Below are 17530 nucleotides of genomic sequence, written 5' to 3'. Positions count from 1 at the left end.
TTGTGAGTCTCGACAAAAATTCTTCGAATTTTTGTGAGTCAGCGAATTTCTTTGAAATTTGCTTCGACAGCGAATCTTCGATTCGCTTCGACTTAACTTCGTTAAGAAGTATCCGGTTTTGGAATCACCAACGAAGTTGGTGAGCTACAAAATCCCTTAGGATTTTGTTCAATCAAAACCTTTTTCTAAAAGGTTTTGCTCTATACTATAATATTAAGAACCATAATATTCCCACCCTTAAAGTTATTTACTTATTTTCTAAAATCGTTGTCGATGATGAATAGTTTTTGCTGATCTCGAACCAAAGGCTGAGTATTAATTGCTCAGCAATTTCAAGTATGTGATGAACCGTATGAGCTCTGAGACAACATTTTAATTTTTATCATCTTCATGGTGAGTTGTAAAATTATATGCCATGTTTGATTTTGGTCTGTGTATTATTTCCATATGTGGGTAGGCTATCTCTACATCATCCTCATTTTCCAACTTATTTAGGATATTTTTAGTAATTTCCGTCTTTACTTCGGCCCATTTAAATGCATCTACCAAATACCTGACTTTTATTTCAATCCCGCTATCTAATAGCTTTACCCGCATAATCGGCTTATCATATACTTTTGATTTTGCAAAGATTCGAGGTTTATTTTTCCAGAGCTCAGCTAATTTTGCCATCTCCTCCCCAACAACATCATCGCATGCTTCAAAAATCAATTTTTCAGCCTTTTTCCAGTCACTTTCATATGTGATACTTACTTCGACACTATCCCATATGTACCTGGAGCCTTTTGAATAATTTACCACCGAATTAGTTAAGATGTATGAGTTTGGTATGGTTAAACTTCTTCCAGTTGACTCTACTTCAACCTCTCTTAAACTTATATACATTATATCTATCTTATAGACGTCTCCACCCCCAACGCCTTTTATATAAATCCTGTCGTTAATTTTGAATGGTTGGGTAAATATAATAGTTAGCCATCCTACAAAGTTTATAATTGGTTTTTGTAGCGCAAGAGTTAAAGCTGCCCCCATAAGACCAAGGGACATCATAAGGGAACCTACATCTTTATAGATAAGGGAAATTGCAATTAAACCTGCTATAAGCCATGTCACATATTTAACTACTGAGGCAGCAATTGGGTATTCCCTTATATCTACCTTTTCAAAATATTTTCTTAAAATTTCCAAAACTATATCTAAAAATATTAGGGTACCGAGAATTAAGACAACTAATATAGTAATTTGGGGACTGTAACTCTCTAATTTTAATAAATACTGGTAAAAATTTAGCTTACTACTTAAGTAATACAAAATACCTAACAAAATTAGAACTTTAGATATAAACTTGGTTTTTAATATTGGATTTTCATTTTTATTCATGGTAATCCCTACAGGCATGGTGTATATAGAGCCGTTCTGCAATAAAATTAGAATTATTAAACAAATTTCAATTAATTTAATATAGATATTTACACTTATTTGCAGATGACGACTATACTGATGTCTTAAATTTGTAATAATAATATATTTTTCATAGTTTTTAAATACTGGTTTAATATTGCAATATTTATCTTATTTTAAAAAAGAGGTGGGATTGTAACTATATGTTCTCACACAAATATTTTAAAGCGTCTTCTTCCATAAAGTGAAGTTTCCCAGGTATTATTATACAGTGAAGTGGCCCCCCGAAGTCGTAGTTTATCAAATCTTTTATTTTTCCATAAACCAGTTTTGGCTTTAGACTTCCAGCTCTTGCCAGTACAACAGCTTTTGTATCTTCACTTAAGATGTTTTCATTTTTCTTTTCTTCAATTTTCAAAAGTGTTTCAAGACCTTCATTTGCGGTCATGAATCTGTTTTCATGGGCATGAATATCCAATAGACATAGGGTGTGGTAGCCCATATTTAAATTATCTTTTATAACATCGTAGGGAGTTTCAGGGAAATAATTTGGTTCTGGAAATACTATTGAAGTAGTTTTACCAAATTTATACAGTTGCAAACCAGTTATCCCTATTGCAGAATAAATTGAAGGGGCATTTAATATTACAACTTCAATACCTTTTTTTCTTGCTTCAACTGCAATATCAACGTGGGTAGTTGCAACCATAGGATCTCCAGCTGTCAGGAACATTATATCTTTTTCTTTAGCTTCATCAATAAGCTTATTTGTTTCATACTCTACTTTTTCCCTGTCTAAAACGGTTATTTCTTTTCCCAGAGTTTCTTGGATTTTTTCTATTGTTGTACCGGTTAGAACTGCAGTATAAAATTCTGCATATATTTTATCCACTTTCTTTGCAAATTCCAAGGTTTTTAAAGTCGTGTCTTTTTCATCGTATAAACCTAGTCCTGCTAATACGAGCATTATGTCACCTTATAATTGTTAAATAGTCGTTGATAAATTTCAATCAAATATGGTTCTGTTTTACAATATTAGAAAGTTACATATGTTATTAATCGCCAAACACGAATTCAGACATTATATTATTAGTATTGATACATTAATACCATATCATATAAAAATGAAAAAATAAATAAAATTTAAAACATTTATACGACAATTAAAATTATATAGTGAACATTATAATTTAATTATCTTTATAGCAAACGATCTTATAATTAATGTTAACTGGTCTTAAGTATTGGTGAAATTAATGGACATGTATTTACTATTTTTTATAATAATAACTTCCATATTTATCGCACCTGAAATACTAAAGAGATTTAATGTTCCAGGTATTACCGCCACGATGTTGGCAGGGATGGTAATAGGACCATATGGGTTGGGGTTAATAGACGTGGACAACACTATAGAAGTATTTTCATCATTCGGCGCCATATTTTTAATGTTTTTGGCAGGTGTGGAAGTAGACAATGGGACTTTAAGGGAGGAATTTGGAAAGTCGACCATAATAAGTTTGTTCTCCCTTGTAATTCCAGCTATGGGCGGGTATTTAATAGGAACGTGGTTCGGGCTTGATTTTATAGGTTCCCTATTGTATGCGTCTATATTCTCGTCCCACTCTGTTGGAATGATATATGCCCTTATGAATGAACTTGATTTAACCAAAACAAGGTTTGGTACAACGGCATTAAGTGCCACGATAATAGTGGATTTAATTAGTCTTATAGTTCTCTCAATAATAATAAGAATGAGCATGAATACTCAGAATTCAGATATCGGATATTTTATAGGCCTTGTTTTACTATATATATTGGGACTTTTACTCACGATTCCATATATCTCAAAAATAATATTCCAAAAGTTTGAAAAACTCCATATTAAGAAAATACACTTTGTTTTGTTTGTCATACTGATTTCCATTCTTGCAGGGGAACGTATTGGACTTCACCCAATAATTGGGGCATTTATTACGGGAATAGCAGTCTCGGAATCCCTAACAAAGAAAGAGCACGATGAATTATTAAATAAAAATTTAAATGCAATTGGTTATGGGTTTTTTATACCGATATTCTTCCTTACATTGGGAATGACTACTGATACTGGAGTTTTATTTAATTTGAAAAATATGGGTTTAATTTTAGCCACCATAATTGGTGCAATGACTTTAAAACTTACATCAGGATACATGTCATTTAAATTAATAGGGTACAATAAATTACAGAGTATTTGTGGTGGATTATTGACCATACCACAAATTTCGGCTTCACTTGTTGCAGCATCAGTTGGTAGAGAGCTCGGGATAATATCCGATGAATTTTTTGTTGCAATAGTTGTATTGTCGTTGGTAACCTCCATGATAACTCCGATATTTGTGAAAAAACTTGTAATGGATAATAGGGAAAAATTTGTCAATTAACTAAAATAGAAATGAAATAAAATAATAAATTATTATTCTGATTCTTCTGATCCATATTTTTTGACCAACAGTATTGGACAGTGGGATTTTTTAGTAACTTTTTCTGCAACACTACCGAGTAATAACTTATCCAAACCAGTTTTTCCAGTAGTTCCCATTACAATCAAATCGACTTTTTTTCTTTCGGCGTAATCTACAATTTCTTTTACAGGGTTTCCTTCCAATATTTCTACTTTAATATCAACATTGTAATCCTTGGCCATATGGGATATTTTATTAAGTGCATCATTGCCTTCCTCTTCTAAAATTTCCTTCATACTTTCCCAAAGCCCCTCTGTAGGAAGTCCTATAAATGGAACTATATCAACAACGTATATAGCATATATTCTGGAATTCATGGCTTTTGCCATTTCAATAGCATGTTTTGCAGCTTCTAAAGATACTTCTGAACCATCGGTTGGTACCAATATTTTATTATAAACCATATATTTTCACCTGTATATTATATGCATATAGTACTATTTTATCGGATAATATTTATAGTATTTTAAATCCTTAATTAGTTTAATATATATTGGTAATATATACTACATTTATAGTGTGCATTAGTTACTTAACTAATGAATACAGATAATTTTATTTAAAAATGTGATATATGCATTGTTAATTAAATTAAGCTTATTTACTGCAGTCTTAAATTATAATATTTTGATTTTCATTTAACTGCACACCCCCTATACACACATTGAGTTTTATATACTGATGATAGAAAATTTAAGTTATTGGGTTATAAGCCTATTTTTAGAATAATTTTATACAAAAATCATATTATATGATAATCGTTTATACGGATATAATGATAATAGAGGGTAATTATGTTGAAAACTAAAATTTGGAATATTGACTTCAAAAATCCGGTTTTTTTAGCTGCTGGAGTTATGGGAGAAACTGGAAGTGCCTTAAAAAGAATAGCAAAAAATGGCGCAGGAGCAGTATGTACAAAGTCCGTTGGATTGGAGAAAAAAGAAGGCCATAAAAACCCAACAATGGTTGAAGTGGAAGGTGGTTTTTTAAATGCCATGGGGTTGCCAAACCCTGGTGTGGAAGAATATATTGAAGAAATTGAAGGAGTTAATGAAGATTTAAGAAGAATAAATACTAAAATAATCGGTTCAATTTATGGAAAAGATGAAAAAGAATTTTCAAAAGTTGCAGAGATTATGGCCCCACATGTGGATTTAATCGAGCTGAATATATCCTGTCCTCATGCTGGAGGATGTTATGGAGCCACAATTGGACAAAATCCTGATTTATGTTATAAGGTAGTTTCTGCGGTAAAAGATGCTGTAAAGGTTCCAGTAATTGCAAAATTAACCCCCAATGTTACCGATATAAAAGAAATAGCGTCTGTAGTAGTTGAGGCTGGAGCCGACGGAATCACAGCAATTAACACTTTAGGTCCAGGTATGGTCATAGACATAGACACAAAAACACCTATATTGGGAAATAAATTTGGTGGAATGTCTGGAAAAGCCATAAAACCAATAGCAATAAAACAAATTTATGACATTTATGAAACTGTAGATGTTCCAATAATCGGAGTAGGGGGAATTACTACAGGTTACGATGCCATAGAATTCATGATGGCAGGAGCTTCTGCTGTTCAGGTTGGAACAGGGGTTTACTACAGGGGATATGACATATTTAAAAAAATATGCGATGAAATTGAAGGATTCTTGAAATCAAAGAACCTTGAACTTAAAGATATTGTTGGGGCAGCCCATTAAAAGTTATTCTGCGAATGGATGAGGTAAATCTTTCTTAAATTTCTTTTTGAAGCTAAATAATACTGTTTAATACTGTTTAATTGCAGAACGACTATAAAATAAAAAATCAAAAAGATGATATTATGGTACATTTTGGTGAGGCAATCCTTGGAAAGGATTTAAAAGCTATTGTTAATGTTGTAGTTGGAAAAGGTAGTGAAATAGATGCTGTATTTACAAACGCACTAACGAGAGTTCCTTCTCCAATTTTTGCAAATTTAAGGGACAATTTAATTGTTAAACCTTTAACCTTGGTGGTTCCAAGGCACACAATCCAAAATGAAATTCAAGATGAACTTTTAAACGGCGTTATACAGTACGGTGTAGCTAAGGCAGTAGCTGATTTAGATTTGGAAGAAGATTTAAAAATAGTAGCTACTGTTTCTGTCCCAGACGTTCCTTTAACAAATTTAAATAAAAGAAAATTATTTCATTACTACTATGGGGCAACCAAGCTGGCAATAACGAGAAGCTTAAATGAATATCCATCAAAGGAAAAAATCAAAAAAGAAAAATACAGAGCTCTGCATCCCCTTGTTGGGTTTAGGGATATTAAATTAGAGAGGCCTCCATATCTACAGGTTGCACTTGATGTACCTACAATTGAAAACATGGAATTCATTATAAATTCTCTTCCAAAGAGCGATAGAATAATAATAGAGGCCGGGACACCATTAATTAAAAGATTTGGAATAGAAATTATAGAACATATAAGGGAGCTCTTTGATGGATTTATAGTGGCTGATTTGAAAACTATGGACACTGGAAGGATAGAAGTTAGAATGGCTTTTGAATGTACTGCAAATGCAGTAGCTTTAAGTGGTGTGGCCCCAAAGTCAACGATACTTAAAGGCATTCACGAATGCCAAAAATGCGGCATAATGAGTTATTTAGACGTCATAAATGTTGAAAATCCATTAAAACTTTACAATTCTTTGGAACTAAAACCAGATGTTTTAATGGTTCACAGAGCCATAGATGAGGAATCTTTCAATATCCAAAGGGATCTTAAAGAAGATGAATATGGTGTAAGGGCGAATGCAATTAAAAAAGACGATATAGACGCTTTGCTGGGAATTGCCGGCGGAGTTTCATTTGAAAATGTGGATGAAATAAAGGACAGGTACGATATAATCGTAGTTGGTAGGGGCATAACCAAATCAAGAGACCCTGGAAGAACTGCCAGAGCAATTGTGAATAAATTAGGGGACGATATAGAACAGTACCGGTTATACTTGGATGAAGATGAAGATATAAATTACAGGGATTAAGTATAAACCCAAATATTTTGTAAAATTTTGTAAAATATACGATCATATAATGCATTATTAAAGAAAAAAATAAGATAAAAAGTGAAACCATGGCCATTATATCCATTAATGAAAATGGATTTTTAGAAAAGATAAAAAGTAAAAATGAACGTGAAAACAATCATGTTCAATTTGCATGTGTAATATCCTCAATAGAGACTACAAAACACCACCCTATATCAGGAGTTAATAAAAAAGTTATAGACTACACTCCGGCAGCAGATATGGAGCTAGTTACATTGGGAAAGAGCCTATCACTTCCAACACCTCCGATAGATGCTACAGGATGTCCCAGCCCTGCAACAATAACGAGAGCTGCAGTGGATTTAATGAAAATCCCTGTTTTAACAGTGGATGCAGGAAGTTATGTAAAACCTCAGGTGCCGTACATATCCATAGATCAAAAGCCTACTGGGGATATTTTTAAAGGTCTTGCAATGGATAACTCAAAGGAGCTCTTTAAAAAAGGACTGATTCTCGGGGAAAATATCATATATGATAGTTTGGTTATTGGTGAAAGTGTTCCTGGGGGAACTACAACTGCACTCGGGGTTTTACTAGGTTTGGGATATGATGCAAAAGACAAGATAAGTTCAGGTTCTGTTGAAAATCCAAAGGAGCTCAAACTAAAAGTTGTAGAAAATGGTTTAAAGTACGCCAAATCTAAGGATGTTTTTGATGTATTAAATGCAGTTGGGGACAAAATGATGCCAGTAGTTGCGGGAATGGTTATTTCAGCAGTTAAAAGAAATAAACCTGTTATTTTGGCAGGTGGAACTCAGATGGCTGCAGTTCTTTCGGTAATAAAAGAGATAGATCCCGGAGCTCTGAAAAGTGGATTGGTAGCAATTAGTACTACAGAGTTTGTTTTAAACGATAAAAATGCAGATTTAAAGAATATAGTTGAACAAATTGAGGAGATTCCATTATTTGCCTCAAAGTTCAACTATGAGAAATCCAAAATAAAAGGATTAAGGGCATACTGTGAAGGGTCTGTAAAAGAGGGAGTTGGTGCAGGAGGGATTGCCACATATACCTATGTGAATGGTTTAAATCCAGAAGATATTAGAAACTATGTTGAAGAAAATTATCAAAAATGGTACTCAATGAAGTGATTGATTAACTCAAAAAATCTTTAAACCTTTACAGTTACTAAAAAATTTCATATAGTACATATTATATATTTATTATCGGTGAGGTTATGAAATCTAAAGTTATCGTACTGGCAGAAAATGCAAATACAACACCTTCAAGATTGTTTAGATATTTGAATTCTTTAGATTATGATATAAATGTTAAAGAAACGTGCTTTGGAGCATACATTGAAGGCGAAGATGAGGTTGTTGATAAAATAGCAGAAATGGTAAGAGATCTCGAAAAGAACAAAATATTCTGTAAAGATAGGGGTTTTCCAATCTGGGATAAAAGAAGATGCAGAGCATTCAGAAAAGGGGGTCCAAGAGAAGGATTTCACCAATTGGAAGCTGAACAGAAAATATTGGATAGAATTGCAAAAGGACTGGAAAGTGTTGAGAGTGAAGAAAAATTGAATAAGGAGGAAATTGAAGAAGAATATGAAAAAATAAAAACCAAAAAGCTAAGTCCTGAAAAATTTAAAGAAATTATGGATAGCATTAGTGCTTAGTGACCAATTAACATAAAATTGACTAATTATACAATATAAAATATCTTATTTGTTATTATACTGTGAGGTGTATTTATGATCTCAAAATATATGGTTAGAGACGTAATGAAGAGAGGAATTCATGAAGTATCATTAAATGATAAAATATCAGATGTTGTTAAAAAAATGGCAGAGTACAATATTTCATCTGTTGTAGTTTCAGATAATCAGGTGTTTTGGGGGATTATCACAGATACCACCATATTGAAGCATTACCATGAAAACTTAAACAACTTAAAAGCAGAAGATATCATGACCTCAAAACTCATTACAATAAGTCCTGAAGCACCACTTGAAAAGGCCGTTGAAGTTATGACAAATAACAATATTCATCACCTATATGTTCTTTCAGAACTTAATGAGGATAAAATTGTTGGAGTATTGAGCTCAAAGGATGTTATAAAATTAATGGCAAAATTAATGGATTAACAGATATGGATTAATGAATTGATCCAACTATATATTTTTAAACAATTTAAAATATTTTTATTTTTATTGGTGCTTTGTTGGAAGGGTGTAAGTGTGTATAGAAAGGGGTCAGGATTCGAGAGGGAATTGAAGAAAGCCCTGGAAGATAAAGGATTCGCCGTTATAAGGAGTGCAGGAAGTCATGGGGTGGATTTAGTAGCCGGAAAAAATGGAAAAATTTACATCTTTGAATGTAAGGTAACTTCAAAAGAAAAGTTCTACATCTCAAAGGAAGATGTGGATAAACTTGTGGAATTCTCAGAAACTTTTGGAGGAGCTCCATATATTGCTTTGAAAATGAAAGGAGAACGACTTTTTATAAACCCCTATCTTTTAACCACCAACGGAAAAAACTATGCGTTGGATTATAACAAAATATGCCCAATAGCCACCGATTTTAAAGAGTTAATTGGAGAAGGAAAACAGATTAGATTGACTGGATCAGATAAATTAATTTAAAAAACGATAAAAAACTAAAAATAGAATGGAAAAATAGTTATTCAGCAATATTTGAAATTATGAGTTTTGTTATTAAAATTCCCAAATAAGCTGCTCTTTTTGGTTTTATAATAATTGAAGAATGTTCAGCCTCCCTGTGGAATCCAATCAATATAGATGCTGTTCTCCTATCATCTGCAGGAAGTATTGCTATTGAGACTCTGCTATTGTCTGCGAAACAAGTCCCCACATCCTGTATTTTTTGTAGTCTTATGCCTTCTTTTTTGAATTTTCTATTTATTTCTTCAGCAGAAACTACGCCATGATTTAACAATGTGAGAAACAGTGAGGTAGTTTCCTTATCCAATGATACTGAATCTATTTCCTCACCGTTTTCATTTAACAATTTTAATATTATATTTTCATTATCGTGTTCAAGGACCAATACCTTCCCTTGTGCACCAGATATAAACATTCCCCTCACCTATCGACAATTTTCTGGCTGATTTTCTAGCTAATTAAACATGTATTATTGTAGTATATAATTGATAACCTTTAAAAAATTTTCCATATGGTTCTTATTATTTTATTTATCATTTGCTATTTTTTCTTTAAAGACACACATAATGGTGTTTGCCTCTTTTCCACTAATAAATGCCCGGCTTATAAGTCTTTTAAAAATGGTTTTACACATTTCTTTCCTGTATTCTTGAATATTTGGCGATCTATCAACGAACTCATCAAATACCTTTATTAAAACATTCTTTTCCGTCTTTGAAGCCTTTCTCATTCTAACGTTGTACGGAATTTCGTTTTCGATTGAAGAAATATAGAGCTCATATAGTATAACTGAAACTGCATGGGATAAATTCATTATTGGATATTCATCGGATGTGGGGATTGAAACCAGTAAATCGCATAGTTCCAGATCTTCATTTGTAAGGCCATCGTCTTCTCTTCCAAAAACTATTCCTAAGGTACCATCTACATCCTGTTGTTTTTCTGCAAGTTCTCTTGGGGTTATTGGGACTCTTTTAATATTCCTATCCCCACAGACAGCACCCGATGTAGCTACAACAAAATCAACGTCTTCAATTGCATCTTTTAAACTATCATAAAACTCGGCGTTATCTAAAATATCTTTAGCGTGAACTGCCCTAATATATGCTTCCTTATCTAAAATATCTCTGCTACCTACTATTCTCAATTTTTTTACTCCAAAATTCATCATGCATCTTGCAATTGCGCCTAAGTTTCCGCTGTACTTTGGGTTAACTAAAATAACTACTTTTTCCATCTTATCCCTTAGTTAAAATATTTTTGTATAAATCAGTATTGCACTGAGGCTTCCCACAAGGGTGGCTATAAAATTAACGTGTTCGTTATTGATTATTCCCTTTCTTTCAAATAGAGCTCCAACAAGACTGTCTGAAAGATTGCCCAATAATCCAGCAACTGTGGCTATCCAAATTAAATTCAAATCCTTAAATAGCAGGAATGCTAAAAAACCTATTGAAAATGAACCTAAAAGCCCCAAAAGTGTTCCAAAGAGTGTTATCCCACCATCAGTACCTTTTTCAACTTTTTTAAGAGTGGTTATTAATCTTGGAGTTTCTTTTGAGAGCACCCCGAGCTCAGATGAAAATGTATCTGAAGTAGCAGCAGCAATTGAGCCTGCATATCCTATCAGTGCCACATCATAATTCAGAATTCCAAATGCATAGGCTAAGACAAATAAAACAGCCATAATCCCATTTGCAAGGACATTTTTAATTGTCCTTTTACATTCTCCTAATTTCATAGAATCTTTTGTAGAATATCCTATTTTACTTACTAAACTCCCCAGTACAAGGAATGAAAAAAGTAATATCAACCAGCTTATCTCAGTACTTATAAGGATTATAAATGCCATTATTGATGAAGCGTAAATCCCACAATCATCCAAATACCCTTTTTTCTTTATCAAATATGCCAATAATAAAACAATAACAAGGGAATAAATTATCTTAATGTAAAGTTCCATGTTTCCACCGAGCTAAATATAAATAAATTTTAATAACTTTTAATGTTTTAAAGTTTTTGGTATGTTTATAGTCGTTCTGCGAATGTATGCATATAAGTATTATCTAATTTCAATTATGTATTGTTTAAAAACTTCCATAATTTAAAATTAAGTAATATAACAATCGCTTAATTGCAGAACGACTATATTTTATATTGTTGATGTTATGAAATGAATTTTCAAGAACTTCAAAGAAGTTTATAACATTCAATCCTTTGTGTATATCTATTTCTTTTTCGGTTCAAATTTTGAAATAGATCCCATTAAAAGTTTTAAATTTACCAGGCCTTAACTGTTGATTATGATAATGATAAAATAACTCAAATAAAAAAATTATTAAGTAGTTATAATATATACTTTATATTAAAAGTATATAAACAAATCAAAGGTGTGAATATGTGTATATTCTGCAAAATCGTAAATAAAGAGATACCTGCTAAAGTGGTTTATGAAGACGAAAAGACCATGGCTTTTTTGGATGTAAATCCAAGAAGTAAAGGCCATACTCTTGTAATTCCAAAGGAACACTACGAGACATTTGATGAGCTCCCTGATGATGAAATGATCAATTTAATGAAAACTGTTAAAAAAGTTGTTGAAATCTTAAAATCACTAAACCCTGATGGATATAACATTTTAAACAACAACAAACCTGCTGCTGGGCAGGAAGTTCCACATGTTCATTTTCATGTAATTCCAAGATATAATGAAGAAAAAGAAGAGGTTATAAAATTCTCTGAACCTATAGCTGTAAATTTAGATGATGTTTTGAATGAATTAAAAAAATAATTTTTTAATTCAAATCATGCCTTTTCATTATTACTTAAGGCAATAATGCCATTTGCTATAGCTACTGCAACTGGGGTGCCTCCCTTAGGTCCTACCGTAGTTATTGAAGGGATATCAGTATCTCTAAGAAGTTCTTTTGATTCACTGGCTTTTACAAAGCCCACAGGAACCCCAATAATCAATTTTGGTTTTACTCCCTCTTCTTTTACCATCCTTATAACTTCTAAAAGTGCAGTTGGCGCATTACCTACTACCACTACCCCTCCATCGATGAGATCTTTTGCAATTCTCATAGAAGCCACTGCCCTAGTTATTTCCTCTTCTTTAGCTATTTTATAGGTATTTTCATCACTTATAAAGCACTTTATATTCTCGTACCTTATACCTGCGCCTACCATGTTTATATCGACAATCAAAGGCTTTCCATGTTTAATGGCTTCAACTCCATATTTTATTGCATCCCCCTTGAATTTAACCAATTTGGCATATTCTGGGTCAGCTGTTGCATGGACTACCCTTTCTATTATTCCCAATTCCGCCTCTGAATAGTCATTTATGTTGGAGCCGAGAACCTCTTTTATTTTACTTTTTACTATTTCCCTAGATTTTTCAGCGATATTTAACCCGTCTCTGGTGGTGGCACCCATGAACATAGTATCTACCTTGAATAATGTGTTTAACAATTAAAACATACTAACTTAAAAATTTTAAGAGCTCCTTAATTTCATAAAACTAAATAAAATTGATTGTTAGAGATTCATATTTGTTTCTATTTATAGGCCCTAATACTTATTTATATAGTTGTGGTAGTTATCTTTTTAATCAAAACTAGATAATTCTAAGAACTACTTTTTCTTTTTCACTGTGTTCTTTTATATGAACTACTTCAATTAAATCCTTTACAACATCTGCAATATCCAGTTCCAATACTCCCATTAAATCGTTATCTGTATCCACCCTAAAGTAGGTCCCACTTTTACAAACTACTGTGCCTTCCACATGGCATCTCCCAAAGTAGGCTTCTATATGGTCCCCCTCTTCAATAGAATCTAGATAATCATACAGTTCGTCTTTATTAACATCTCTTTCAATAACCTTCATAAAATCACCTTTATTGAGGATATTCAACAACTATTTTAAAAGTTATTAAATAAATAATATATTATTATTTAAATAAATAAGGTTTTGAGACCACTTCATTTAAACTCCCATCACAATCCTGAACAGGTTCCTAAGGCCTGGAGCTAATCCTAAAGACATTATGGTTATTTTCAATATATTTCTTAAATCCTTATTATCAATTTCTTTGTTAATAATATATAGCACCAATACGACCACGATTAATTTTAAGGGTATGAGAATATACGGACCAAGAATATCCATAAAAAACCTTGGTACTGGATGCTGTTCCCAATAGCCGTAAATGCCAATACCTATGGATGTGGCTGATGCATCCACTAATTGAGAAAATATAGCGTATTTATCAATTCTATCGATTTTGCCAATGTTTAGTTTTTTTATATTTTTGAGTTTCTCTAAAATACGAATTGCAATGAAATATGTTGGGAATAGAACCACTAAGGTGTAAAATAATGCTTCTAAATGCGTTATTCTCTTTAAAAACTCCGGTAAAAGGTAAATTATAGGAACCAGAGCCATTAAACTAGCTGAAATATAGTATCTATTTTTAAACAATGCTCCAGAGCCGATTATTGAAAGCATATAATATAGTCCAACTAAAACCACTATCCCTGGAGTTACCGTGTAGTATAAACGGGGGATAACGCCTGCATCAACTAATGCCCTCATTAAGGTTATTAAAATTACGTAAAAAATAGTTACCTCTGCAAATCTTTTATCGACACGTATATTTAAAAAGTTACATGCCTTATAGAATATATAAACCATTACAAATAGTAAAGTACCATAAGTTATCTCTTGGATAAGATTATAACCGGTTTTAGCATGTATTGGATAGATGTAGTATTTATTTATGAATTCAAGTACAGTATTTTTTATATCCATTGTAGTTCACCACATGTTTTATCCCTACTATAAAGTATCCCCTAAATATTAAATGCTTTTTTATAATTAAACAAAAAAAATTATAGTGAAATCGAAAATCAGTAGATTATTTAAAGTAATTTCAGTTTTCCAGTGATTTTATTGATATTGTCTTCTTTTTCGGGTCCAATGCCTACTGCAGTAATTGTCCCAGGTTCTAGCTGGGTTCTGCCTGCATCCCTAATTAAACTACATGGGAGACCTTCTATATTGGCATTTTTAAATACTTCGAGTAATTCTTTTTCAGAATTTACTTTTAACACTACTTTCTTTTGTCCAGATCTTAACCATTCCTTAACTATATTTGGACATATTTTTTGAGCATGAATAAATGATTCAATTGAAGCATGACATGCCTGAGCTGCAATTTTACCCTTACCCATTTTTAAATCGTTTCTAATAATAATGACCTGTTCATACATAAAATCAACTCACAAAAGTTTATAAATAACGGTGCTGGATAGATGATACATTATCTATTTTAATATTTGTAGCTTTCATTATAATGCTTCCACAAACATGCAAATTCGGCTTAAATAGATTAAAATCAATTAAGGTCACAAGTGATGAAGTGATGAAGTGGTTTTATTGACTTTGTGGGGTCATTATATTTATTAATTTTAGTGAAATTATAATTTTATTAAATCTACGGTGGAAACATGTTTGAGATAAAACATAGAGATGCAATGGGCAGAATAGGAAAAATAAAAATAAACGGTAAAACAATCGAAACACCAACAATAATGCCGGTAGTTCATCCTAATCCAAAAAAACAAACCGTTTCAATGGATATCATCAACAACCTTGCAGACGTAATTATAACAAACTCATATATAACTTACTCGAATCCTGAACTAAGGGCTATTGCAGAGGAAAAAGGAATCCACGAGCTCGTAGGATTTGATAAGGTTGTGGTTACAGATAGTGGATCTTTTCAGCTCAGTGTTTATGGGGATGTAGAAGTAAAACCTTTGGAGATAATAGAATTTCAAGAAAAAATTGGGGTCGATGTAGGTACCATATTGGATATACCGACACCGCCATTTGTTGATAGGGAAAGAGCTGAAAAAGAGCTGGAAGAAACGATTAATAGGGCAAAGTTATCTTTGGAATTAAAAAAAGAAAACAACTACAAACTGTTATTGAATGGAACTGTCCAAGGTTCAACACATATGGATTTAAGAAGAAAAAGTGCGGAAGTAATGGGAAGTATGGACTTTGATATCTATCCAATTGGTGCAGTTGTACCATTAATGGAGGATTACAGGTACAAAGAAGTTGCTGAGATTATAATAAACTCCAAAATGCATCTTCCAACAAATAAGCCTGTCCATCTCTTTGGGTGCGGTCATCCTATGTTTTTTGCACTTGCAGTGGCGTTGGGATGTGACTTATTTGACAGTGCAGCTTATGCACTCTACGCAAAACAGGGAAGGTATTTAACTGAAAGAGGAACCTTGCATTTAGAAGAATTAAAGGATTTAGATAAATTCCCATGTTCCTGTAAAGTATGTAGTGAATACTCACCAAAAGAGCTCTACAAAATGGAGAAGAAAAAAAGAACACAGTTACTTGCTGAACACAACCTTTACGTAACATTTGAAGAGATAAACAGAATTAAAAATGCCATTAAAGATGGAAACCTTTGGGAGCTCGTAGAGGAAAGATGCAGATGCCACCCAATGTTATTGAGTGCTCTAAGGGTAGTTTCAAATTATATGGATTTTATAGAAAAGTATGACCCAGTTTCAAAAAAATCTGCATTCTTTTACGGCGGATATGAGAGTATGTTTAGACCAGAAGTTTTAAGGCATAAACAGAGGCTTAAAAGAATAAAATTTGATAAAATATATGTTACAACACTATCGAACAAGGTAAATAAACCATACAGTGAAAATGTCAATATTATACCTTCTGACGTGGATGTTTTAGTTAAAGATTATGTATTTGGTTTAGTGCCGTTGAATGTTGATACAATATATCCGCTTTCCCAAAGTGAAGTTCCAGAACTTTACGATATTGAAAAACAACACAATAAACAATTTATTGAAGGATTTTTAAAAGAACACGAAGATAAAATAATGGATATATCTTCATACAACTACTACACCAGTCATTACGGTTCAAATAGAAATAAAAACAAAGTAAATAAAGACGCCTTAAGAATAGACAGAATGCTCCAGTATCAGTATGGATTTAAGATTTTAGATGATGAATTGTTAAACAACATAGTAATAAAGAGAAGCAGAAAAACAGGAAGAATTAGAAATGTAATGTTGGACAATAAAGAAGTCATATTTACAGTTAGAGCCAACGATAACTTCCTTATACCTACAAAAGAAGGTGCTAAACTTTTGCATGAAAAAATACCATATCCTAAATACAGGGTTGTAGTGGATAAAAGTGTTCAGGACTTTGCAAGGGACGGTAGGTCAGTTTATGCCAAGTTTGTAATCGATTGTGATAATGATTTAAGACCTTACGAAGAAGTATTAATAGTTAATGAAGATGATGAACTACTTGCATACGGGACTACGATTCTAAATAGTAGGGAATTGATGGAATTTGATTACGGCGTAGCTGTTGATGTGAGAGGCGGTATTAAGTTATAATTGATTTTTTATTTTTTATAACTGGAAAAAGTTAGTTGGAGCTGAGCTACATGTTAAAACTACTTTATAAAGGGATATTGATTAGGGATAACGATAGAATAAAAAAAGCCTCATCATCTGTAACGTACATTGGTACAAAAAAACATAATATAATAGTTGACACATCGTCTAAGGATAATAGGGAGCTCATAATAGAAGAATTAAAAAAGTTAGGATTAAAACCCGCTGACATAGATATTGTTATAAACACTCACAGCCATCATGACCATGTTGGAAACAACGATTTATTCAATAATGCAGAATTTATAAACTACAGCAACATCGAAAACCTAAAAGATTACGAAAATCAAAGATTAAACAAAAACTCTTCGAGTTTACGAAAACCTTCGGTTTTCGAATCCAGTAGGTTTTGTAGCCCACCACTATCACCGAGCGAAGCGAAGGTGAGCTACA

Annotated in this window: 20 protein-coding genes; 10 read left to right on the top strand and 10 right to left on the bottom strand. The window is 32.4% G+C overall.

The window, feature by feature from the left end; translation table 11 throughout:
• Positions 1-372: 372 nt before the first annotated feature.
• Positions 373-1380, bottom strand: a complete 1008-nt coding sequence (locus tag F555_RS0101245) for a mechanosensitive ion channel family protein (RefSeq protein WP_018153407.1) — start codon at positions 1378-1380, stop codon at positions 373-375.
• Between the two features lie 220 nt (positions 1381-1600).
• Positions 1601-2368, bottom strand: coding sequence for a diphthine synthase (gene dph5, locus F555_RS0101240; protein ID WP_018153406.1), 768 nt, complete (start codon positions 2366-2368; stop codon positions 1601-1603).
• 289 nt (positions 2369-2657) lie between these two features.
• Here dph5 and F555_RS0101235 point away from each other — a divergent pair, with 289 nt between their 5' ends.
• On the top strand, positions 2658-3824 hold the full coding sequence (locus F555_RS0101235; protein WP_018153405.1) for a cation:proton antiporter: 1167 nt from the start codon (positions 2658-2660) through the stop codon (positions 3822-3824).
• A 32-nt stretch (positions 3825-3856) separates the two neighbouring features.
• Here F555_RS0101235 and F555_RS0101230 read toward each other — a convergent pair whose 3' ends face one another.
• Positions 3857-4309 (bottom strand): universal stress protein, encoded by a 453-nt coding sequence (locus F555_RS0101230; RefSeq protein ID WP_018153404.1) that lies wholly within the window; start codon positions 4307-4309, stop codon positions 3857-3859.
• A 390-nt stretch (positions 4310-4699) separates the two neighbouring features.
• On the opposite strand from F555_RS0101230, the gene F555_RS0101225 reads away from it, so the two are divergent.
• From F555_RS0101225 to hjc, 6 genes are all read left to right on the top strand, one after another.
• On the top strand, positions 4700-5611 hold the full coding sequence (locus F555_RS0101225; RefSeq protein ID WP_018153403.1) for a dihydroorotate dehydrogenase: 912 nt from the start codon (positions 4700-4702) through the stop codon (positions 5609-5611).
• Positions 5612-5733: 122 nt separating this feature from the next.
• A complete protein-coding gene (locus F555_RS0101220; RefSeq protein WP_018153402.1) occupies positions 5734-6921 on the top strand; it encodes a bifunctional 5,6,7,8-tetrahydromethanopterin hydro-lyase/3-hexulose-6-phosphate synthase in 1188 nt (395 codons plus the stop codon).
• Between the two features lie 89 nt (positions 6922-7010).
• Positions 7011-8075, top strand: coding sequence for a nicotinate mononucleotide-dependent phosphoribosyltransferase CobT (gene cobT / locus F555_RS0101215; protein ID WP_018153401.1), 1065 nt, complete (start codon positions 7011-7013; stop codon positions 8073-8075).
• A gap of 86 nt (positions 8076-8161) precedes the next feature.
• The gene (locus F555_RS0101210) at positions 8162-8605 is read left to right on the top strand and encodes a methanogenesis marker 6 protein (RefSeq protein ID WP_018153400.1); all 444 of its coding nucleotides are present in this window, start codon (positions 8162-8164) and stop codon (positions 8603-8605) included.
• Between the two features lie 75 nt (positions 8606-8680).
• Entirely contained in the window at positions 8681-9073 is a 393-nt protein-coding gene (locus F555_RS0101205; RefSeq protein ID WP_018153399.1) for a CBS domain-containing protein, read from the top strand.
• A 93-nt stretch (positions 9074-9166) separates the two neighbouring features.
• Entirely contained in the window at positions 9167-9571 is a 405-nt protein-coding gene (hjc, locus tag F555_RS0101200) for a Holliday junction resolvase Hjc (RefSeq protein ID WP_018153398.1), read from the top strand.
• A 37-nt stretch (positions 9572-9608) separates the two neighbouring features.
• Here the strand turns inward: hjc and F555_RS0101195 are convergent, their stop codons facing one another.
• The 3 genes from F555_RS0101195 to F555_RS0101185 all read right to left on the bottom strand — a co-directional run bounded on the left by F555_RS0101195 (position 9609) and on the right by F555_RS0101185 (position 11573).
• Positions 9609-10025 (bottom strand): hypothetical protein, encoded by a 417-nt coding sequence (locus tag F555_RS0101195; protein ID WP_018153397.1) that lies wholly within the window; start codon positions 10023-10025, stop codon positions 9609-9611.
• A 111-nt stretch (positions 10026-10136) separates the two neighbouring features.
• Positions 10137-10847: an RNA methyltransferase gene (locus F555_RS0101190; protein ID WP_018153396.1), complete on the bottom strand. Its 711-nt coding sequence runs from the start codon at positions 10845-10847 to the stop codon at positions 10137-10139.
• A 12-nt stretch (positions 10848-10859) separates the two neighbouring features.
• Positions 10860-11573 (bottom strand): TIGR00297 family protein, encoded by a 714-nt coding sequence (locus F555_RS0101185; RefSeq protein WP_018153395.1) that lies wholly within the window; start codon positions 11571-11573, stop codon positions 10860-10862.
• Between the two features lie 435 nt (positions 11574-12008).
• Between F555_RS0101185 and F555_RS0101180 the strand changes: the two genes are divergently transcribed.
• Complete coding sequence (locus F555_RS0101180; RefSeq protein ID WP_018153394.1) at positions 12009-12401, top strand: HIT family protein; 393 nt, start codon at positions 12009-12011, stop codon at positions 12399-12401.
• A gap of 14 nt (positions 12402-12415) precedes the next feature.
• Here the strand turns inward: F555_RS0101180 and F555_RS0101175 are convergent, their stop codons facing one another.
• From F555_RS0101175 to pth2, 4 genes are all read right to left on the bottom strand, one after another.
• Complete coding sequence (locus F555_RS0101175; protein ID WP_018153393.1) at positions 12416-13054, bottom strand: cobalt-precorrin-8 methylmutase; 639 nt, start codon at positions 13052-13054, stop codon at positions 12416-12418.
• A gap of 175 nt (positions 13055-13229) precedes the next feature.
• Positions 13230-13502 carry a DUF2097 family protein gene (locus tag F555_RS0101170; protein ID WP_018153392.1) on the bottom strand — a complete coding sequence of 91 codons (273 nt, stop codon included), beginning with the start codon at positions 13500-13502 and terminating at the stop codon, positions 13230-13232.
• Positions 13503-13601: 99 nt separating this feature from the next.
• A complete protein-coding gene (locus tag F555_RS0101165; RefSeq protein WP_018153391.1) occupies positions 13602-14426 on the bottom strand; it encodes a DUF63 family protein in 825 nt (274 codons plus the stop codon).
• Between the two features lie 110 nt (positions 14427-14536).
• Positions 14537-14887, bottom strand: a complete 351-nt coding sequence (gene pth2 / locus F555_RS0101160) for a peptidyl-tRNA hydrolase Pth2 (protein ID WP_018153390.1) — start codon at positions 14885-14887, stop codon at positions 14537-14539.
• 237 nt (positions 14888-15124) lie between these two features.
• Here pth2 and tgtA point away from each other — a divergent pair, with 237 nt between their 5' ends.
• A complete protein-coding gene (tgtA, locus tag F555_RS0101155; protein WP_018153389.1) occupies positions 15125-17077 on the top strand; it encodes a tRNA guanosine(15) transglycosylase TgtA in 1953 nt (650 codons plus the stop codon).
• Between the two features lie 50 nt (positions 17078-17127).
• On the top strand, positions 17128-17530 hold a 403-nt coding region (locus F555_RS09400), incomplete at its 3' end, for an MBL fold metallo-hydrolase (RefSeq protein WP_018153388.1).

Source organism: Methanothermococcus thermolithotrophicus DSM 2095, from assembly GCF_000376965.1.
Lineage (GTDB): Archaea > AGJL01 > Methanococci > Methanococcales > Methanococcaceae > Methanothermococcus > Methanothermococcus thermolithotrophicus.
Note: the sequence above shows the minus strand (reverse complement) of the source record. Positions and strands in the feature narration are given on the sequence as shown.